The sequence below is a fragment of the Pseudomonas shirazensis genome, from assembly GCF_050496565.1.
Classification (GTDB): domain Bacteria; phylum Pseudomonadota; class Gammaproteobacteria; order Pseudomonadales; family Pseudomonadaceae; genus Aquipseudomonas; species Aquipseudomonas shirazensis_A.
Genome location: NZ_JBNWAE010000009.1, coordinates 62,272 through 78,849 on the forward strand (window position 1 = coordinate 62,272; position 16,578 = coordinate 78,849).

The 16,578-nt window shown below is 63.2% G+C and carries 15 protein-coding genes; 11 read left to right on the plus strand and 4 right to left on the minus strand.

Features of this window, described 5'->3' with window-relative positions; all coding sequences use genetic code 11:
* Window positions 1-9 precede the first annotated feature (9 nt).
* Complete coding sequence (locus ACQZ2L_RS14745) at window positions 10-693, minus strand: hypothetical protein (protein WP_430326739.1); 684 nt, start codon at window positions 691-693, stop codon at window positions 10-12.
* A gap of 194 nt (window positions 694-887) precedes the next feature.
* On the opposite strand from ACQZ2L_RS14745, the gene ACQZ2L_RS14750 reads away from it, so the two are divergent.
* From ACQZ2L_RS14750 to ACQZ2L_RS14795, 10 genes are all read left to right on the plus strand, one after another.
* Window positions 888-1,349, plus strand: coding sequence for an Lrp/AsnC family transcriptional regulator (locus ACQZ2L_RS14750; RefSeq protein WP_101322405.1), 462 nt, complete (start codon window positions 888-890; stop codon window positions 1,347-1,349).
* A 173-nt stretch (window positions 1,350-1,522) separates the two neighbouring features.
* A complete protein-coding gene (locus ACQZ2L_RS14755) occupies window positions 1,523-3,202 on the plus strand; it encodes a flavin monoamine oxidase family protein (protein WP_430326740.1) in 1,680 nt (559 codons plus the stop codon).
* 12 nt (window positions 3,203-3,214) lie between these two features.
* Complete coding sequence (locus ACQZ2L_RS14760; protein WP_430326741.1) at window positions 3,215-4,003, plus strand: carbon-nitrogen hydrolase family protein; 789 nt, start codon at window positions 3,215-3,217, stop codon at window positions 4,001-4,003.
* A gap of 40 nt (window positions 4,004-4,043) precedes the next feature.
* Window positions 4,044-6,374, plus strand: coding sequence for a pyrroloquinoline quinone biosynthesis protein PqqF (gene pqqF, locus ACQZ2L_RS14765; RefSeq protein WP_430326742.1), 2,331 nt, complete (start codon window positions 4,044-4,046; stop codon window positions 6,372-6,374).
* Between the two features lie 159 nt (window positions 6,375-6,533).
* A complete protein-coding gene (gene pqqA / locus ACQZ2L_RS14770) occupies window positions 6,534-6,605 on the plus strand; it encodes a pyrroloquinoline quinone precursor peptide PqqA (protein ID WP_003243383.1) in 72 nt (23 codons plus the stop codon).
* Window positions 6,606-6,684: 79 nt separating this feature from the next.
* On the plus strand, window positions 6,685-7,596 hold the full coding sequence (pqqB, locus tag ACQZ2L_RS14775; RefSeq protein ID WP_430326743.1) for a pyrroloquinoline quinone biosynthesis protein PqqB: 912 nt from the start codon (window positions 6,685-6,687) through the stop codon (window positions 7,594-7,596).
* Between the two features lie 9 nt (window positions 7,597-7,605).
* Window positions 7,606-8,361: a pyrroloquinoline-quinone synthase PqqC gene (gene pqqC / locus ACQZ2L_RS14780; protein ID WP_430326744.1), complete on the plus strand. Its 756-nt coding sequence runs from the start codon at window positions 7,606-7,608 to the stop codon at window positions 8,359-8,361.
* Entirely contained in the window at window positions 8,358-8,633 is a 276-nt protein-coding gene (gene pqqD, locus ACQZ2L_RS14785) for a pyrroloquinoline quinone biosynthesis peptide chaperone PqqD (protein ID WP_430326745.1), read from the plus strand. The genes pqqC and pqqD overlap by 4 nt, the downstream gene beginning before the upstream one ends.
* Window positions 8,605-9,765 (plus strand): pyrroloquinoline quinone biosynthesis protein PqqE, encoded by a 1,161-nt coding sequence (gene pqqE / locus ACQZ2L_RS14790; RefSeq protein ID WP_430326746.1) that lies wholly within the window; start codon window positions 8,605-8,607, stop codon window positions 9,763-9,765. The genes pqqD and pqqE overlap by 29 nt, the downstream gene beginning before the upstream one ends.
* Window positions 9,731-11,563, plus strand: a complete 1,833-nt coding sequence (locus ACQZ2L_RS14795; RefSeq protein ID WP_430326747.1) for an alpha/beta hydrolase family protein — start codon at window positions 9,731-9,733, stop codon at window positions 11,561-11,563. Before pqqE ends, ACQZ2L_RS14795 begins: the two co-directional genes overlap by 35 nt.
* 51 nt (window positions 11,564-11,614) lie before the next feature.
* On the opposite strand, the gene ACQZ2L_RS14800 is transcribed toward ACQZ2L_RS14795, so the two are convergent.
* Window positions 11,615-11,773, minus strand: coding sequence for a YqaE/Pmp3 family membrane protein (locus tag ACQZ2L_RS14800; protein ID WP_101322414.1), 159 nt, complete (start codon window positions 11,771-11,773; stop codon window positions 11,615-11,617).
* Between the two features lie 340 nt (window positions 11,774-12,113).
* The gene (locus ACQZ2L_RS14805) at window positions 12,114-13,337 is read right to left on the minus strand and encodes an aspartate aminotransferase family protein (protein WP_430326748.1); all 1,224 of its coding nucleotides are present in this window, start codon (window positions 13,335-13,337) and stop codon (window positions 12,114-12,116) included.
* A 167-nt stretch (window positions 13,338-13,504) separates the two neighbouring features.
* Between ACQZ2L_RS14805 and ACQZ2L_RS14810 the strand changes: the two genes are divergently transcribed.
* The gene (locus ACQZ2L_RS14810; protein WP_430326749.1) at window positions 13,505-14,428 is read left to right on the plus strand and encodes a LysR family transcriptional regulator; all 924 of its coding nucleotides are present in this window, start codon (window positions 13,505-13,507) and stop codon (window positions 14,426-14,428) included.
* A gap of 256 nt (window positions 14,429-14,684) precedes the next feature.
* Here ACQZ2L_RS14810 and ACQZ2L_RS14815 read toward each other — a convergent pair whose 3' ends face one another.
* On the minus strand, window positions 14,685-16,463 hold the full coding sequence (locus ACQZ2L_RS14815) for an acyl-CoA dehydrogenase C-terminal domain-containing protein (protein ID WP_430326750.1): 1,779 nt from the start codon (window positions 16,461-16,463) through the stop codon (window positions 14,685-14,687).
* Between the last annotated feature and the right edge of the window lie 115 nt (window positions 16,464-16,578).

Here is a 16,578-nt window from a genome sequence, read left to right on the forward strand (position 1 = left end):
GCAGAACACTCATAAGTCCCGCAGCAACAGCGTCTTACCCACATTACGCAGCACCTGGCTGTACTGCCGACGCCAGTTATCTCGCCAGAATGCCGCATCGGCGGCGGTACCGTCGGTGGAGCGGGCGCGGACGATGTCGCTGGCGACAATCTCTTCAGGCTGTTGCTGGCTCAACATGGGAAAGGCCATGTAACCGCGATAGTGCTGCGCCAATACCTTGTCCAGAGCAGTGCCCGCGTAACCGCCGTGCTCCAGCAGGCGCTGACAGCCGCGGTTCGACAATATATAAGCATGGCTGCCGCGGGCACGCACCCGAGCGATGCCGCGGCGCCAGGTCAACCACACCTTGCCCAGGTTTGCGCCGAGGTAGAACAGCTCTGGATCGGCGCTCTGCAGAAAGCGGTTGACCTGCTCGACCTGAAACGGCTCGAACGCTACCAGCGTGGCGTCGTCCTCGAGAATCAACACGCGCCGATAGCCGCGCTCCAAGGCAATACGGGCGCATTCAACATGGGAGTCAAAACAGCCCCGTTCGGGGCTGTGCTGATCGCGCTCGACCAGCACGTATTCGATCTTCAGCCCGCTGCCCGCGAACTCGCGCTCCAACAGCAGACGCCGATCGGCGCGATCGCGCAAGCTGATGCAAAAAATGCCATCTACCTGCAGCTGTGTAAGGTCTTTGGATCTGGTCATCCTTCCCATCTCTGGAACTGCGTAAAGACTTCAACGGTAATTGCCAGGCCATCACGCCTGACTCCGCTGGCGTGCGAACTTCGATTGATATCAAAAGCATAGATCATCCGCGCCAGTCTGCCCGCGACTCTGCCGCAGTGGGTTTATCTGCGTTATAAGTGTCGTCACTCAAGTTCCAGCTGCAGAGAGCCGACATGTCGCAACCGCGTCAAATCATCCTCGACGAAATCGATCGCCAGCTGATCGCCCTGCTCCAGATCAACGCCCGCGAAAGCGTCGCCAACCTCGCCCGGCAGCTGGGCATTGCCCGCACCACAGTCAATTCACGCCTTGAGCGCCTGGAAAACAGCAAGGTCATCGCCGGCTACGGCGTACGCCTGGGCCAGCGCTTGATCGGCGGTGGGCTGCAAGCGTATGTCGGGATCAAGGTCCAACCGCGTGCAGGCAAGGAAGTGGTGCGGCGGATGACTGCCATGGGCCAGGTGCAACAGCTGTGTGCCGTGAGCGGCGAGTTCGACTACGTGGCGTGGCTGCACAGCGAGTCGCCGGAACAGCTGGACCAGTTGCTCGACCAGATCGGCAGCCTGGACGGTGTGGAAAAAACCACCACCTCGATCATCCTCAGCAGCAAGATAGACCGCGGGCAGCCGATCTGAAGGCCACTTACTGCTTTCGTCATAACGACGTAATTAACCTCAAAATGGCGAAACACAGATTAAAACGACGTCAGCATGAGTCTTAATAACGAACCTAGCACACCCTAGAATGACCCCAGGCATTTCCTATACTCACGCTTCGCCCTCCGCGCAGCCCCTGGCAAGGTCATAACATGAACAACAATCGCCACCCCGCCGACGGCAAGAAACCGATCACGATTTTTGGCCCGGACTTCCCCTTCGCCTTCGACGACTGGCTGGAGCATCCGGCCGGTCTTGGCAGTATCCCGCTGGAGCGCCAGGGCGAAGAAGTGGCGATTATCGGCGCCGGCATTGCGGGGTTGGTAGCGGCCTACGAGCTGATGAAGCTTGGCCTCAAACCAGTGGTATATGAAGCGTCGAAAATGGGCGGGCGCCTGCGTTCGCAAGCCTTCAACGGCACCGACGGGATCATTGCCGAGCTGGGCGGCATGCGCTTTCCAGTGTCTTCGACAGCTTTCTACCATTACGTCGACAAGCTGGGCCTGGAAACCAAACCGTTCCCAAACCCGCTGACTCCTGCTTCGCCAAGTACCGTCATCGACCTGGAAGGCCAGACCTACTACGCCGAAAGCGCGGCGGATCTGCCGGCGCTGTTTCAGGAAGTCGCCGACGCCTGGGCGGACGCGCTGGAAACCGGCGCGCGCTTTGGTGATATCCAGCAGGCCATTCGCGACCGCGATGTGCCGCGCCTGAAGGAGCTGTGGAACACTCTTGTACCGCTGTGGGACGACCGCACCTTTTATGACTTCGTCGCCACCTCCAAGGCCTTCGCCAAGCTCAGCTTCCAGCACCGCGAGGTGTTTGGTCAGGTTGGCTTCGGTACCGGCGGCTGGGACTCGGACTTCCCCAACTCGATGCTGGAAATCTTCCGCGTGGTGATGACCAACTGCGACGATCACCAGCACTTGATCGTCGGCGGTGTCGAGCAGGTGCCTCAAGGCATCTGGCGCCATGTGCCGGAGCGCTGCGCACATTGGCCGGCCGGCACCAGCCTCAGCTCATTGCATGGCGGCGCGCCGCGCACCGGGGTCAAACGGATTGCCCGGGCCAGCGATGGCCAACTGGCAGTCACCGACACCTGGGGCGGCTGCCGCCACTACGCCGCTGTGCTGACCACCTGCCAAAGCTGGCTGTTGACCACCCAGATCGACTGCGAAGAATCGCTGTTCTCGCAGAAGATGTGGATGGCCCTGGACCGCACCCGCTACATGCAATCGTCGAAGACCTTCGTCATGGTCGATCGGCCGTTCTGGAAGGACAAGGACCCGGAAACCGGCCGCGATCTGATGAGCATGACCCTCACCGACCGCCTGACCCGTGGCACCTACCTGTTCGATAACGGCGACGACAAGCCGGGGGTGATCTGCCTGTCCTACGCGTGGATGAGCGACGCCTTGAAGATGCTCCCGCACCCGGTGGAAAAACGCGTGCAGCTGGCGCTGGACGCCCTGCACCGGATCTACCCGAACACCGATATTGCCGGGCATATCATCGGCGACCCGATCACCATCTCGTGGGAGGCCGACCCGTACTTCCTCGGCGCCTTCAAAGGTGCGCTGCCGGGCCACTACCGCTACAACCAGCGGATGTACGCGCACTTCATGCAGGACCACCTGCCGAGCGCGCAACGCGGCATCTTCATCGCCGGCGACGATGTGTCGTGGACCCCGGCCTGGGTCGAAGGCGCGGTGCAGACTTCGCTGAACGCGGTGTGGGGTATCATCAACCACTTCGGCGGCAAGACCCACCCGGACAACCCCGGCCCAGGCGATGTATTCGATGAGCTCGGGCCAATCGCCCTGCCCGACTGACCAGGAGGCGGCATGCGCATCGCTCTGTTCCAAGGCCACCCCGGCCCCCTCGATCTGGCTGGCAACCTCGAACGTTTGCAGCAGCAGGCGCACCAGGCTGCGGCCGACGGCGCGCAGTTGCTGGTGTGCCCGGAGATGTTCCTGACCGGCTACAACATCGGCAGTGAACAGGTCGAGCAACTGGCCGAAGAGTCGGAAGGGCCCTCGGCCATGGCCGTTGTCGAGATCGCCCAGGCGCTGGGGATTGCCATTGTCTATGGCTACCCCGAGCGCGGCGAAGACGGCGCCATCTACAACAGCGTGCAGTTGATCGACAGCCATGGCCGCAGCCTGGGCAACTACCGCAAGACGCACCTGTTCGGTGAGCTGGACCGGGCCATGTTCGATGCCGGCAGCAATCACTTTCCGGTGGTCGAGCTGAACGGCTGGAAGGTCGGCATGCTGATCTGCTACGACATCGAGTTTGCCGAGAATGCCCGGCGCCTGGCGCTGGACGGCGCCGAGCTGATTCTGGTGCCGACGGCAAACATGAAGCCGTACGACTTCGTCTGCCAGGTGACCGTGCGCGCCCGCGCCCAGGAAAACCAGTGCTACCTGGTCTACGCCAATTACTGTGGCGCGGAAGGCGATATCCAGTATTGCGGGCAGAGCAGCATCATCGGCCCGGACGGCGCTGTGCTGGCGCTGGCTGGCGAAAATGAATGCCAGCTGCACGCGGAGCTGGACAGGCACCAGGTCGTGGCCGGCCGCCAGGCATTCCCGTACTTGCAGGACCTGCGGCGCGACCTTCACCAGAGCTGAGCGCGAATGCGCTAGCATGCGCATTCGCCCTGGAGAACTCATGCCTGACGCCACCCGCGACCTGACTTTGGCCAACGGCCTGCGATTGACCTTGCGCCACGCGCCGCGCCTCAAGCGCGCAGCCGCGGCCTTGCGCGTGCATGCGGGCAGCCATGACGCGGCGGCGCGCTGGCCGGGCATGGCGCACTTTCTCGAGCACCTGTTTTTCCTCGGCACCGAACGCTTTCCGCTTGAGGATGGCCTGATGCGCTACGTTCAGGGTGTTGGCGGCCAGGTCAATGCGAGCACCCGCGAACGGACCACTGAGTTTTTTTTCGAAGTGCCGCCCGCTGCACTGGCCGGTGGCCTCGAGCGCCTGTGCCAGATGCTCGCCGAGCCTGACCTGAGCCTGGCGCGGCAAGTCAGTGAGCGCGAGGTGATCCACGCCGAGTTCATCGCCTGGTCGCGCAATCGTGAAGCGCAGGGCCAGTTCGCGCTGCTGCAGCGGCTAGCAGCGGGTCATCCGCTGCGCGGCTTTCATGCGGGCAACCGACACAGCCTGAACCTGCACAACCCGCAGTTTCAGCGCGAGCTCAGGGGCTTTCACCAACGCTTCTATCAGGGCGGGCAGATGGTCCTGAGCCTGTGCGGGCCGCAGTCGCTGGACCAGCTGCAAGCCATGGGCGAGCGCTACGCCAGCGTTTTCGCCAGCGGCCAGCGAGTGCAGCAGGCGCTGCCACCGGCTTTGATAGAGCAAACGCTGGTGCCGCCAACGCCCGAGCACGGCCAACTCGACCTGCTGTTTGCCCACGACGGGTTGCCGGCGGGTGCGCAGCAGGCCATGGATCTGCTGCTGGGGTGCATCAGCGACAGCCGCGAAGGCACCTGGCTGGCCGCACTGCGCCAACGCGGCTGGGTGCGTGAATGCCAGCCACAGCTGTTGTATGCCTTCGCCGGCCAGCTGCTCTGGATAATACGCCTGCGCTTGACCGACACCGCGCAGGTCGATGAGGTAAGAGCGCTGCTGCACGGCTGGTTGCAGTTCATCAGGCAAGCAGACCTGAGCGCGTTGAACGCAGCCTATGCTCATCTGCAAAAACGCCGTGCACTGTCCGCCAGTGCACTGGAGCTGGCGCAGCGAGACAGCCGTGAAAACCCGCTGCAAGCACTCGATGCGCAGTCGCTCCAGGCCCTGACTGCAGTATTGGATGGCCTGCGCCTGCAGGCATATGGAAACTGGCAACTGCCGCCTGCCGATCCACTGCTGCTCGCGAGCTTGCCCGACACGACGGCAGCGCTACCACCCGCTCTGCACATCAGCACCTGCCTGCCCAGCTCGCGCCAGTACGCTGCGCTGTATCTACGCTGGAGGATCGCAACACCTCTGCGCCAGCGACTGTACGCAGTGCTGGTCAACGCGCTGCGTCCACTGACCGAGCGCGCCGAGCAGGCCTCGCTACAGATGGACTTCAGCAGCAGTGGAGAGTACTGGCAGTTACGCTGCGCCGGGCTCCCCGCGGCCGTGGTGCGGCTGGTTGAAGAGGCACTGACAGTGTTGAACCAACCTGCTGCTCACTGCTGGCAAGCACCCGTAGCGGATGAACCTGCGTTGATTCCAATCAGGGCGCTGCTCAAGCGTTGGCCCGACGCGGTAGCGACTGCGCCCACCGCTCAGCCAGAACCTGCCGGAGTGCTGGATCAGGCAATCCTCGACCAGGTCTGGCGGAGCACTCGTTGCCAAGGGCTGGCGGTCGGCTTCGGCGACCCTGAACTGGCAGCATTGGGCTCGGCAGTCGCCCGCACGATGTGGGACGAACCTGCCGGCCGAGAGCGGTTGTTCAACATGAGCACTGTGCCGGGCAAACGCTGGCTGCATGCCGACGTAACAGGCAGCGAACACGCGCTGTTACTTTTCTGTCCGCTGCCGGCGCAGCTACAAGGCGCCGGACGGCTGCTTGCACAACTGCTGCAGGGCCCGGTGTACCAGCGCCTGCGCGTCGAACTGCAACTGGGCTACGCAGTGTTCAGCGCCTTCCGCCAGACCGACGGCATAGGTGGCCTGCTGTTTGGCGTGCAATCACCCCACGCCAGGCCGGAGCAGATCCTTGCGCATCTGCTTGAGGTCTTCAACACAGACGTGACCCTCGACAACGCCGCTCGGCAAGCGTTGGCTGATAGCTTCGACGAGGCGGCGATGCCCGACGCCGAGGTCGCGCAGTGGGCATGGCAAACCTACCTGGCCGGTGCCGCGGCCGATCTCGGGATGCTGCAAGCAGCTATTCTGAACACTGATCAAGCCAGTCTGGACGCCTTGCTGACAGCCCTGATCGCGGCCCAGCACGGCTGGCTGTGCCTGGCCAACAGCTCGGCGCCGGACTCGCACTGGGAGTGATTGTTACTCGCCATGCAACAACCCTTCTCGCAAAATGAACCTTCTGGTACATAATTATCTTGTAAGATAGCGCAACCTCAGCAAATGGAACCTCCCGCCTCAGGGGGTACCAAATATGTAGCTGAAAACCCACAAGCCCAATCCCGAAGGAGTAATCCCATGTGGACCAAACCTGCTTACACTGACCTGCGTATCGGCTTTGAAGTGACCATGTATTTCGCCAACCGCTAAGCCTGGCTTGCGGTTCGACGCCTCGGTCCCGCCGGGGCGTTGTTGTTTTTGCCTACAGCATTTTGCATAGAGGATGGCCATGTACGTCCAGATTCTTGGTTCAGCTGCCGGTGGCGGATTTCCGCAGTGGAACTGCAACTGCGTCAACTGCAAGGGCTTCAGGGATGGCTCGCTGCGCGCGCAGGCGCGTACCCAGTCATCGATTGCGCTGTCCGACGACGGCGAGCACTGGATCCTGTGCAACGCTTCGCCAGACATCCGCGCGCAACTGCAGGCATTTGCGCCAATGCAGCCGGCCCGCGCCCTGCGCGACAGCGGTATCGACGCGATCGTCCTGCTCGACAGCCAGATCGACCACACCACCGGCCTGCTCAGCCTGCGTGAAGGCTGCCCGCATCAGGTCTGGTGCACCGACATGGTCCATCAGGACCTGACCAGCGGTTTTCCGTTGTTCAACATGCTTAGCCACTGGAACGGCGGCCTGGCCTGGAACCGCATCGAGCTCGAAGGCAGCTTCGTCATCCCGGCCTGCCCGAACCTCAAGTTCACCCCGTTCCCGCTGCGCAGCGCCGCGCCGCCATATTCGCCGCACCGCTTCGACCCGCACCCGGGCGACAACCTCGGCCTGCTGGTCGAAGACCTGCGCACCGGCGGCAAGCTGTTCTATGCCCCAGGTCTGGGTCAGGTCGACAACTCCCTGCTGGAAATGATGCAGAGTGCCGACTGCCTGCTGGTCGACGGCACGCTGTGGCGCGATGATGAAATGCAGCAGCGTGGCGTCGGTACCCGCACCGGTCGCGAGATGGGCCATCTGGCGCAGAGCGGCCCTGGCGGCATGCTTGAAGTGCTGGAGGGTTTCGCCAGCCAGCGCAAGGTCCTTATCCACATCAACAACACCAACCCGATCCTCGATGAAGACTCGCCCGAGCGCGCCGAAGTCGAACGCCGCGGCGTCGAAGTCGCCTACGACGGCATGAGCATCGAGCTGTAGGAGCCGCACATGAGCGACGCAACGCCGATGTCGCCTGCCGAATTCGAGCAGGCCCTGCGCGCCAAGGGCGCCTACTACCACATCCATCACCCCTATCACGTGGCGATGTATGATGGCCGCGCCAGCCGCGAGCAGATCCAGGGCTGGGTCGCCAACCGTTTCTACTATCAGGTGAATATTCCGCTGAAGGACGCCGCGATCCTCGCCAACTGCCCGGATCGAGAGATTCGCCGCGAGTGGATCCAGCGCCTACTCGACCACGACGGTGCGCCCGGTGAAGACGGTGGCATCGATGCCTGGCTGCGCTTGGGTCAGGCGGTTGGCCTGGACCCGGAGCAACTGCGCTCGCAGGAGCTGGTGCTACCCGGCGTGCGCTTTGCCGTCGACGCCTACGTCAACTTCGCCCGCCGCGCCAGTTGGCAGGAAGCCGCCAGCAGCTCGCTGACCGAGCTGTTCGCGCCGCAGATTCACCAGTCGCGGCTGGACAGCTGGCCACAGCATTACCCGTGGATCGATCCGGCTGGCTACGAATACTTCCGCACCCGCCTCGGCCAAGCCCGGCGCGACGTCGAGCACGGCCTGGCGATTACCCTGCAGCACTACACCACTCGCGCCAGCCAGGAACGCATGCTGGAGATCCTTCAGTTCAAGCTGGATATTCTCTGGAGCATGCTCGACGCCATGAGCATGGCCTACGAGCTGGACCGCCCGCCCTACCACTCCGTCACCCGCGAGCGGGTCTGGCACAAGGGGATCACACTATGAGTCTTGACCGTCAACAGGTGCCCAGCTGGCGCCCAGGCTACCGCTACCAGTATGAGCCGGCGCAGCAAGGGCATGTCTTGCTGTACCCGGAGGGCATGATCAAACTCAACGAAAGCGCCGCGCTGATTGGCGGCCTGATCGATGGCCAACGCTCAGTCGCGCTGATCATCGCCGAGCTTTCCCTGCAGTTCCCCGATGTGCCCGAGGTCGCTGACGACATCGAGCAATTCATGGAGGTGGCCCGTGCCGAACACTGGATCGTCCTCACCTGAAACAGCCGGCAAACCCGGCGTCGGCCTGCCGCTGTGGCTGCTCGCCGAACTGACCTACCGCTGCCCGCTGCAATGCCCGTACTGCTCCAACCCGCTCGACTTTGCCGAGCAAGGCCAGGAGCTGACCACGGCACAGTGGTTCAAGGTCATGGCCGAAGCGCGCGAGATGGGCGCGGCACAGTTGGGTTTCTCTGGCGGCGAACCGCTGGTGCGCCAGGACCTTGCCGAGCTGATCGGCGAGGCCAGGCGCCTGGGCTTCTACACCAACCTGATCACCTCCGGCATCGGCCTTACCGAAAAGCGCATCGCCGAATTCAAGACGGCCGGCCTGGATCACATCCAGATCAGCTTTCAGGCCAGTGACGAGCAGGTCAACAACCTGCTCGCCGGCTCGAAAAAAGCCTTCGCGCAAAAGCTCGAAATGGCCCGCGCCGTCAAAGCCCACGGTTACCCGATGGTGCTCAACTTCGTTACCCACCGGCACAACATCGACAAGATCGACCGCATCATCGAGCTGTGCGTGGCGCTTGAGGCCGACTTCGTCGAGCTGGCTACCTGCCAGTTCTATGGCTGGGCCCAGCACAACCGCGCCGGGCTGTTGCCAACCCGTGCGCAGCTGGAACGAGCCGAACGCATCACCAACGAGTACCGCGAGCGGCTCAAGGCGCAGGGCAACCCGTGCAAGCTGATCTTCGTCACTCCCGACTACTATGAAGAGCGGCCCAAGGGCTGCATGAACGGCTGGGGCAGTATCTTTCTGACCGTCACCCCCGACGGCACCGCACTGCCCTGCCATGGCGCGCGGCAGTTGCCGGTGCAGTTCCCCAATGTGCGCGAGCACGACCTGCGGCACATCTGGTATGACTCGTTCGGCTTCAACCGCTTCCGCGGCTTCGACTGGATGCCCGAACCCTGCCGCTCGTGCGACGAGAAGGAAAAGGACTTCGGCGGCTGCCGCTGCCAGGCGTTCATGCTTACCGGCGATGCCAGCAACGCCGACCCGGTGTGCGCCAAGTCGGCCGAGCATGGCATCATCCTCCAGGCACGCGAGGAAGCCGAGCACGCCCACCAGGCCATCGAAGAGCTGACATTCCGTAATGAACGAAACTCCCGAGTCATCGCCCGCGGCTGAGTTCAGCGCCGCCCAGGCCGTCGCCGCCGGCACCGACTTCGCCGACCTCAAGGTCGGCGCGGCCGGGCTGTTCTGGAACGAATTCCGCCCTGCTGACGGTGCCTGCCGCCTGTGGCACTGGCGCGAGCAGCAAGCCCATTGCCTGACGCCGGACGGTTTCAGCGCACGCAGCCGCGTCTATGAATACGGCGGCGGCAGTTTCTGCCTCGGCGACGATGCGCTGATCTTCGTCAACGAGTCCGATCAGCAGATCTACCTGCAAAGCCTCGATGGCTCACTGCCATGTGCCCTGACAGCTGCCGCCGGCTGCCGCTATGGCGATGTGCTGTGGCATGCCGGCGCAGTGCTCGCTGTCGAAGAGCAGTACGCTGACAGCGTTGTGCACCGCCTGGTCTGCTTCGCCGATGAGGGTCGTCAGGTGCTGGCCGAAGGCGCCGACTTCTACTCGGCACCAACCCTGAGCGAAGACGGTCAGCGCCTGGCCTGGATCGAATGGGATCGCCCGGCACAGCCCTGGACCCGCACGCGGTTGATGAGTCGCCAGCGCGACAGTCACGGCGAATGGACTGCGGCGCAGTGCCTGGCCGGCGATATCGGCCCGGAGCAGTCCTTGCAGCAACCCCGCTTCGACGCGCAAGGCAGGCTGTATTGCCTGTCTGATCGCAACGGTTTCTGGCAGCCATGGGGTGAGATAGAGGGCGAGTGGCAGGCACTACCAGCGGTCGCCGCCGACCACGCCGCCGCGCCCTGGCAGTTGGGTGCCAGCAGCTGGCTGGCAATCGCACCTGATAGCTATCTGGCCAGCTGGTTCGAAGACGGTTTTGCCCAGCTTGGCCTGCACAGCGGTGATCAGGTTCAGCGCTTTGCCAGCGAGTACACCCGCTTTCGCAGTCTGGCTCTGGATGACCGCCATATCTACGCCATCGCCGCTTCGCCGATCAGCCCAGCTGCAGTCATCGCCATCGAGCGCGTCAGCGGCAAGACCCGCGTGCTTACCGGCGGCGGCCTGCCGCTGCCCGCCGAGCGCGTCAGTCGCCCGCAGCCGATCCGCTATCCCAGTGGCGACGCCCAGGCGCACGGTTTCTTCTACCCGGCGGCCAACCATCCGCAAGGCGCCGCGCCGCTGGTGCTGTTCATCCACGGCGGGCCGACCTCGGCCTGCTACCCGGTACTCGACCCGCGCATCCAATACTGGAGCCAACGCGGCTTTGCTGTGGCTGACCTGAACTATCGCGGCAGCAGCGGTTATGGCCGCGCCTATCGACAGGCGCTGCACCTGCGCTGGGGCGAAGTCGACGTCGAAGACGCCTGCGCTGCAGTCAGCTACCTGGCCGGGCTTGGCCTGATCGACCCGCAGCAGGCGTTCATTCGCGGCGGCAGTGCTGGCGGCTACACCACCCTGTGCGCCCTGGCCTTCGCCGATGTATTTCGCGCCGGCGCCAGCCTCTATGGGGTCAGCGACCCGCTGGCGCTGGCACAGGCGACACACAAGTTCGAAGGGGATTATCTGGACTGGCTGATTGGCGATCCTGAACAAGACGCCGAGCGCTACCGCCAACGGACGCCGCTACTGCACGCCGAGCAAATCAAGGTGCCGATGATCTTCTTCCAAGGTGAACTGGATGCCGTAGTAGTTCCCGAGCAGACCCGCGTCATGCTGGCGGCGCTGAAAGCGAACGGAATCGAGGCTGAAGGGCATTTTTATGCCGGTGAGCGGCACGGTTTCCGCAAGGCCGAAAACCTTGCGCATGCACTCGAGGAAGAATGGAAGTTCTATTGCCGGGTACTCGGCCGTTGAGCCGCGTACGCTGCAATTGCAACAGAGGGCCGCAGCGCGGCCCTCGTCACGTCAGCGCTTGGCGATGATATATACCGCGTGGATGATGCCGGGGATATAACCCAGCAACGTCAACAGGATGTTCAGCCAGAACGCACCGGCAAAGCCGACCTGCAGGAACACGCCAAGCGGCGGCAGAAGAATCGCGATAATGATGCGAATGAAGTCCATGCATGTCTCTCCGTCAATGGTTACTACACAGACTCGCGCGCTCTTGCAGAGGTTCCGCAGGCATTGCGCCCGCGAGTGGGGTTCGCCGAAGTAGCGCGCTGGTCTACCCGGTCCCCGTAGGAGCGGCCTTGCGTCGCGAAAGGCCAGCATAGCTGGCCCGGCGATGTCAGCGGCGAAGCTGAAATCTGGGGGCCGCTACGCGACCCTTTCCGACCGGTCCGGCGCTCCGGCAAGGCCGCTCCTACAGGGACAAAAAAACGCCCCGGGCCGAATAAGACAGGCCAGGGGCGATGCGCAGAAACGCCAGACGGTTCGTTGAATAGGTGAGCGCTATTGCCGATCAGGCGCGCATCGCGCGACGGTTGTGCTGATGCCCGTGCAGCCGGGCAAAGGCTCTGGCCAGCTTCAGCAGCATCTCGTCGACAAGCCCGCGGCTGATTGTCAGCGCCGGGGCAAAACGGACCACATCGGGCTGCGGCGCATCCAGCAACAAGCCCTCCTGCAATGCCGCCAGGACCAGCGCTGGCGCCACCTCATCGTGTAACTGCAGCGCCCACAGCAGACCCTGCCCCCGCACTTCGCCATGGCCATAACGGCCCGACAACCTGCTCAGGCCTTCGCGCAGGTGGCGACCGCGGTCCTTGATCTGCTCGAAAAAGCCAGGCGCAAGCATGCTGTTCAATACCGCCAGGCCGGCCGCACACATCAGCGCATTACCGTGCTGACTGCCTTGCAGCTCGCCAGGCTCGGCGCAGCAGGCACTGCCGCGGGCCAGCAGCGCAGCGACCGGCACACCCCCCCCCAGGCCTGCGCCAAGGGCGATGATGTCGGCACGCACGTCATATCGCTGTTCGGCCAACAACGCACCGCAGCGGCCGATGCCGGTCAGTACTTCATCGAATATCAGCAGGATGCCCAGCTCGCGACACAGCCGTTCGACACCCTGGAGATACTCGCGGCTGGCCGGGATAACGCCGGCCTCGCCCTGGATCGGTTCGAGCATGATCGCGACCGTGCGCGAGTCGACGGCGGCGTGCAGTGCGCTCAGGTCGTTGAATGGCACCTGGCTGAAGCCCGACGTATCCAGACCGCGCCCGTGGCAAGCCTGGCTGGCCGTAATGACATGATCGGCGCCGCTACGGTGCAGCTGGCCCCACTTGCGTGCCAGCTGGATTGCCGCCGCGCACGCTTCGCCGCCGCTGTTGAGCAGGTACGCCTGGTCACTGCCGGTGCTTTGGCAGAGCTCCTGGGCCAGCAGCAACTGATTGTGGTTGGTCAGCTGCCCACCGCAGTTGAGCAATGTCTGGGCCTGAGCACCCAGCGCTTCGCTCACCACTTGCGGGCAATGGCCGAGACTGTTGCCTGCACCGCCGTGGGAGAAATCCAGATAAACCCGACCGTCGCTATCCCATAACCACGAGCCTTGCCCACGCACAAAAACCGGCGCAGGCAGCGCGGCGGATGCCATCAGCCACTCACTCGTTAGCGGCGCGACAGCTGCCGGTGCTGCTGGTACAGGTTCGACCACCGCGACAGCTGGCCGACGCAGCTTGAACAGATTCATCAGAACTCCAGACCGATCTTTCAGCGTGGCCTATCAAAAGTGTTTTTCAGCGACTGCAACAATCGGTCGCTGCAACAGCAGGTAAATGCTTGAAAACGCCGCTAGACTAGGCACAACCGGGCACCCTGGCCATTTCGATTTCCCAGCTTTTTCGATAAGTGTTGCTTATGGATTTTCGCCAACTGCGTTATTTCGTCGCGGTCTATGAAGAGGGCCACGTCGGCCGTGCTGCCGAACGCCTGTCACTGTCGCAACCGGCCTTGTCCCAGCAGATCCGGCAACTGGAACACAGCCTCGACCTGAGCCTGTTCGAACGCAGTAACAAGCGCCTGCTGCCAACACTGGCAGCGCACACCTTGTACAACCATGCCCAGCCCTTGCTCGACGGACTGCAGCGCGCCCATGAGGCTATGCGCAGCTTCAAAGGCCAGGCACTGCGGACCCTTGCCATCGGTGTCCTGCAAACAGTCCGCCCGGGGCTGGTGCCGCAGTTGCTGGAGCGCGTGCGCCGGGCGCAGCCGCATTTGGTGGTGCAGATCTACGAGCTGTCGGGGCTGGAGATCGAGCGGCGTCTGCTCAATGGCAATCTGGATATCGGCATCAGCTATCTGCCGCCGCGCCAGGCAGGCCTGCACGGGTTGATGCTGTATGAAGATGAGCTGCAACTGGTCATCCCCAACACTCACCCGTTGAAGGACTTCAAGAAGGTCTCGATCAGGCAGGCAGCCGAACTGCCGCTGTTGATGCTGGGCGAAGAGTTTCAGATCCGCCAGATCTGGAAGGAGCAGCTGGCCAGCCAGGGCCGCAGGCCGCAGGTACAGGCCGAAATGAACAACATGGCGGGAATCCTCGACAGCCTGGCACACACCTCGCTGGCAACCATCCTGCCAGGGCGGGCCAAGGCGGCAGCCGAGGATGATCAAGGGCTGCTGTGGAAGCCCCTCAGCGAACCGCGCGTGCCACTCAAGGTTGGCCTGGTGTTCCGCGATGCCCAGCGCCAACAGGCGTCACTGGAGCTGCTGCGCACGTTGCTCGAAGAAGAAACCGACGGGCGCCAGCTGGCCGTGTCGCCGCTGGACGTACTGGGCTGACGGTAAAAACCACGCAACAAAGAAAACCCCGCCTAAGCGGGGTTTTCCAGACTGTTTCCCTGACATCCCTATCGCCTCACCATCCTGGCGAGATTCCTTCGTGTCCCTGTTCTGTCCTTTACGCTTCCTGCGTTCCGTCCATGTGAGAAATATTAGCTGTGGATCCAATCTGAAGATAGAGGCGAAAAGTCACCACGTCGTGTAGGAAAAGGCTTACAAATCACCCCAACTTTGTTACGGCATGCAACGCCGGTGATCAAAACTGCGCGGCGTCCAGCAGATACAGCGACTCGCTACCCGCCTTGACCGAAGCTACCAGCGAATCGACCCGCGGCAGCAACCGCGCAAAGTAGAACCGCGCCGTGCCCAACTTGCCCTGATAGAAGGCCGCATCGCCCTCGCCAGCCTTGGCTGCCTGGGCCATGCGCGCCCACATATAGGCGTAAGCGACGTAGCCGAACGCATGCAGGTACTCAACCGACGCGGCGCCGATCTCGTTCGGGTTGAGCTTGGCCTGCTCGATAACCCACTCGGTCAGCCCATCCAGTTGATCCAGGGCAGTGCCCAATGGCTGGGTAAATTCGCCCAACTCGCTATCAGCGCCAGCAACGAACTGGCGGATTTCGTCAGCAAACACCTGGTAGAACGCGCCACCGCTGGCGACCACCTTGCGGCCCATCAGGTCCAGCGCCTGAATGCCGTTGGTGCCCTCATAGATCTGGGTGATGCGGGCGTCGCGCACCAGTTGCTCCTGGCCCCACTCACGGATGTAACCGTGGCCGCCAAACACCTGCTGGCCATGCACGGTGCACTCAAGCCCGGTGTCGGTCATGAACGCCTTGGCCACCGGTGTCAGCAACGCCACCAGGTCCTCGCTGCGCTTGCGCGTGGTCGGGTCTTCGCTGTACTTGGCGTTGTCCAGTTGCAGGGCAACGTAGGTGGAGAATGCTCGACCGCCTTCGATCAAGGCTTTCATGGTCAGCAGCATGCGCCGCACATCCGGATGGACGATGATCGGGTCGGCGACCTTGTCTTTCGCCTGTGCGCCGGTTGGCGAGCGGCTTTGCAGGCGGTCGCGGGCGTACTCGACGGCGTTCTGATAAGAGCGCTCAGCCGAGGCCAGGCCCTGAATGCCGACGCCCAGGCGCTCGTAGTTCATCATGGTGAACATGGCCGCCAGGCCCTTGTTCGGCTCGCCGACCAGGTAGCCGACCGCGCCGTCGAAGTTCATCACGCAGGTCGCCGAGCCCTGAATACCCATCTTGTGCTCAATCGAGCCGCAGTGGGCTGCATTGCGCTCACCTAGGCTACCGTCGTCGTTGACCAGAAACTTGGGCACCAGCAGCAGGGAAATGCCCTTGGGCCCCGCCGGTGCGTCCGGCAGTTTGGCCAGCACCAGGTGAATGATGTTTTCGGTCAGGTCGTGCTCGCCACCGGTGATGAAGATCTTGGTCCCAGTGACCTTGTAGCTGCCATCCGCCTGCGGCTCGGCCTTGGTACGGATGATGCCCAGGTCGGTGCCGGCATGGGCCTCGGTCAGGCACATGGAGCCTGCCCAGACGCCGCTGTACATGTTCGGCAGGTATTTGTGCTTGAGCGCTTCGCTGGCGTGGGCATTGATCGACAGGCAGGCGCCTGCGGTGAGCATCGGATACAGCCCGAACGACAGGCTCGAGGCGTTGATCATTTCCTCGACCTGCGCCGAGATCGCCTTGGGCATGCCCATGCCGCCAAACTGCGGATCACCGCCAACACCGACCCAGCCGCCTTCGGCGTAGGTCTGGTAGGCCTCGATGAACCCGGCTGGAGTGCGTACGCTGCCGTTGTCCCAGTGGCAGCCCTCTTCATCGCTGGCGCGGTTGAGCGGCGCGATGCTGCGGGCGGTGACCTTGCCGGCTTCTTCCAGCACCGCCAGAGCGGTGTCCTGGTCGACCGCCTCGGCCAGCTCGGGCAGCTGTGCCCAGAGCGTGGCCACGTCGAAGACTTCATTGAGAACGAAGCGCATATCACGCAGGGGCGCTTTATAGTCAGCCATGGACAACCTCTCACTAGTCGGGTCGGGGCGGTCCTGGCGAGGACCGCGGCACTGGAGTGAAATCAGTGTAACCGAACAACTTTTGCGAGACATAGGGTCATCACGTGACCCTACA

What these genes read in the sequence shown, in the direction of transcription:
- pqqC (WP_430326744.1), top strand. Translation starts at nt 7,606, where the DNA reads ATGAGCGACGCAACGCCGATGTCGCCTGCCGAATTCGAGCAGGCCCTG.
- ACQZ2L_RS14745 (WP_430326739.1), bottom strand. Translation starts at nt 693, where the DNA reads ATGACCAGATCCAAAGACCTTACACAGCTGCAGGTAGATGGCATTTTT.
- pqqD (WP_430326745.1), top strand. Translation starts at nt 8,358, where the DNA reads ATGAGTCTTGACCGTCAACAGGTGCCCAGCTGGCGCCCAGGCTACCGC.
- ACQZ2L_RS14760 (WP_430326741.1), top strand. Translation starts at nt 3,215, where the DNA reads ATGCGCATCGCTCTGTTCCAAGGCCACCCCGGCCCCCTCGATCTGGCT.
- pqqF (WP_430326742.1), top strand. Translation starts at nt 4,044, where the DNA reads ATGCCTGACGCCACCCGCGACCTGACTTTGGCCAACGGCCTGCGATTG.
- ACQZ2L_RS14805 (WP_430326748.1), bottom strand. Translation starts at nt 13,337, where the DNA reads ATGAATCTGTTCAAGCTGCGTCGGCCAGCTGTCGCGGTGGTCGAACCT.
- ACQZ2L_RS14815 (WP_430326750.1), bottom strand. Translation starts at nt 16,463, where the DNA reads ATGGCTGACTATAAAGCGCCCCTGCGTGATATGCGCTTCGTTCTCAAT.
- ACQZ2L_RS14800 (WP_101322414.1), bottom strand. Translation starts at nt 11,773, where the DNA reads ATGGACTTCATTCGCATCATTATCGCGATTCTTCTGCCGCCGCTTGGC.
- ACQZ2L_RS14795 (WP_430326747.1), top strand. Translation starts at nt 9,731, where the DNA reads ATGAACGAAACTCCCGAGTCATCGCCCGCGGCTGAGTTCAGCGCCGCC.
- pqqB (WP_430326743.1), top strand. Translation starts at nt 6,685, where the DNA reads ATGTACGTCCAGATTCTTGGTTCAGCTGCCGGTGGCGGATTTCCGCAG.
- ACQZ2L_RS14750 (WP_101322405.1), top strand. Translation starts at nt 888, where the DNA reads ATGTCGCAACCGCGTCAAATCATCCTCGACGAAATCGATCGCCAGCTG.
- ACQZ2L_RS14810 (WP_430326749.1), top strand. Translation starts at nt 13,505, where the DNA reads ATGGATTTTCGCCAACTGCGTTATTTCGTCGCGGTCTATGAAGAGGGC.
- ACQZ2L_RS14755 (WP_430326740.1), top strand. Translation starts at nt 1,523, where the DNA reads ATGAACAACAATCGCCACCCCGCCGACGGCAAGAAACCGATCACGATT.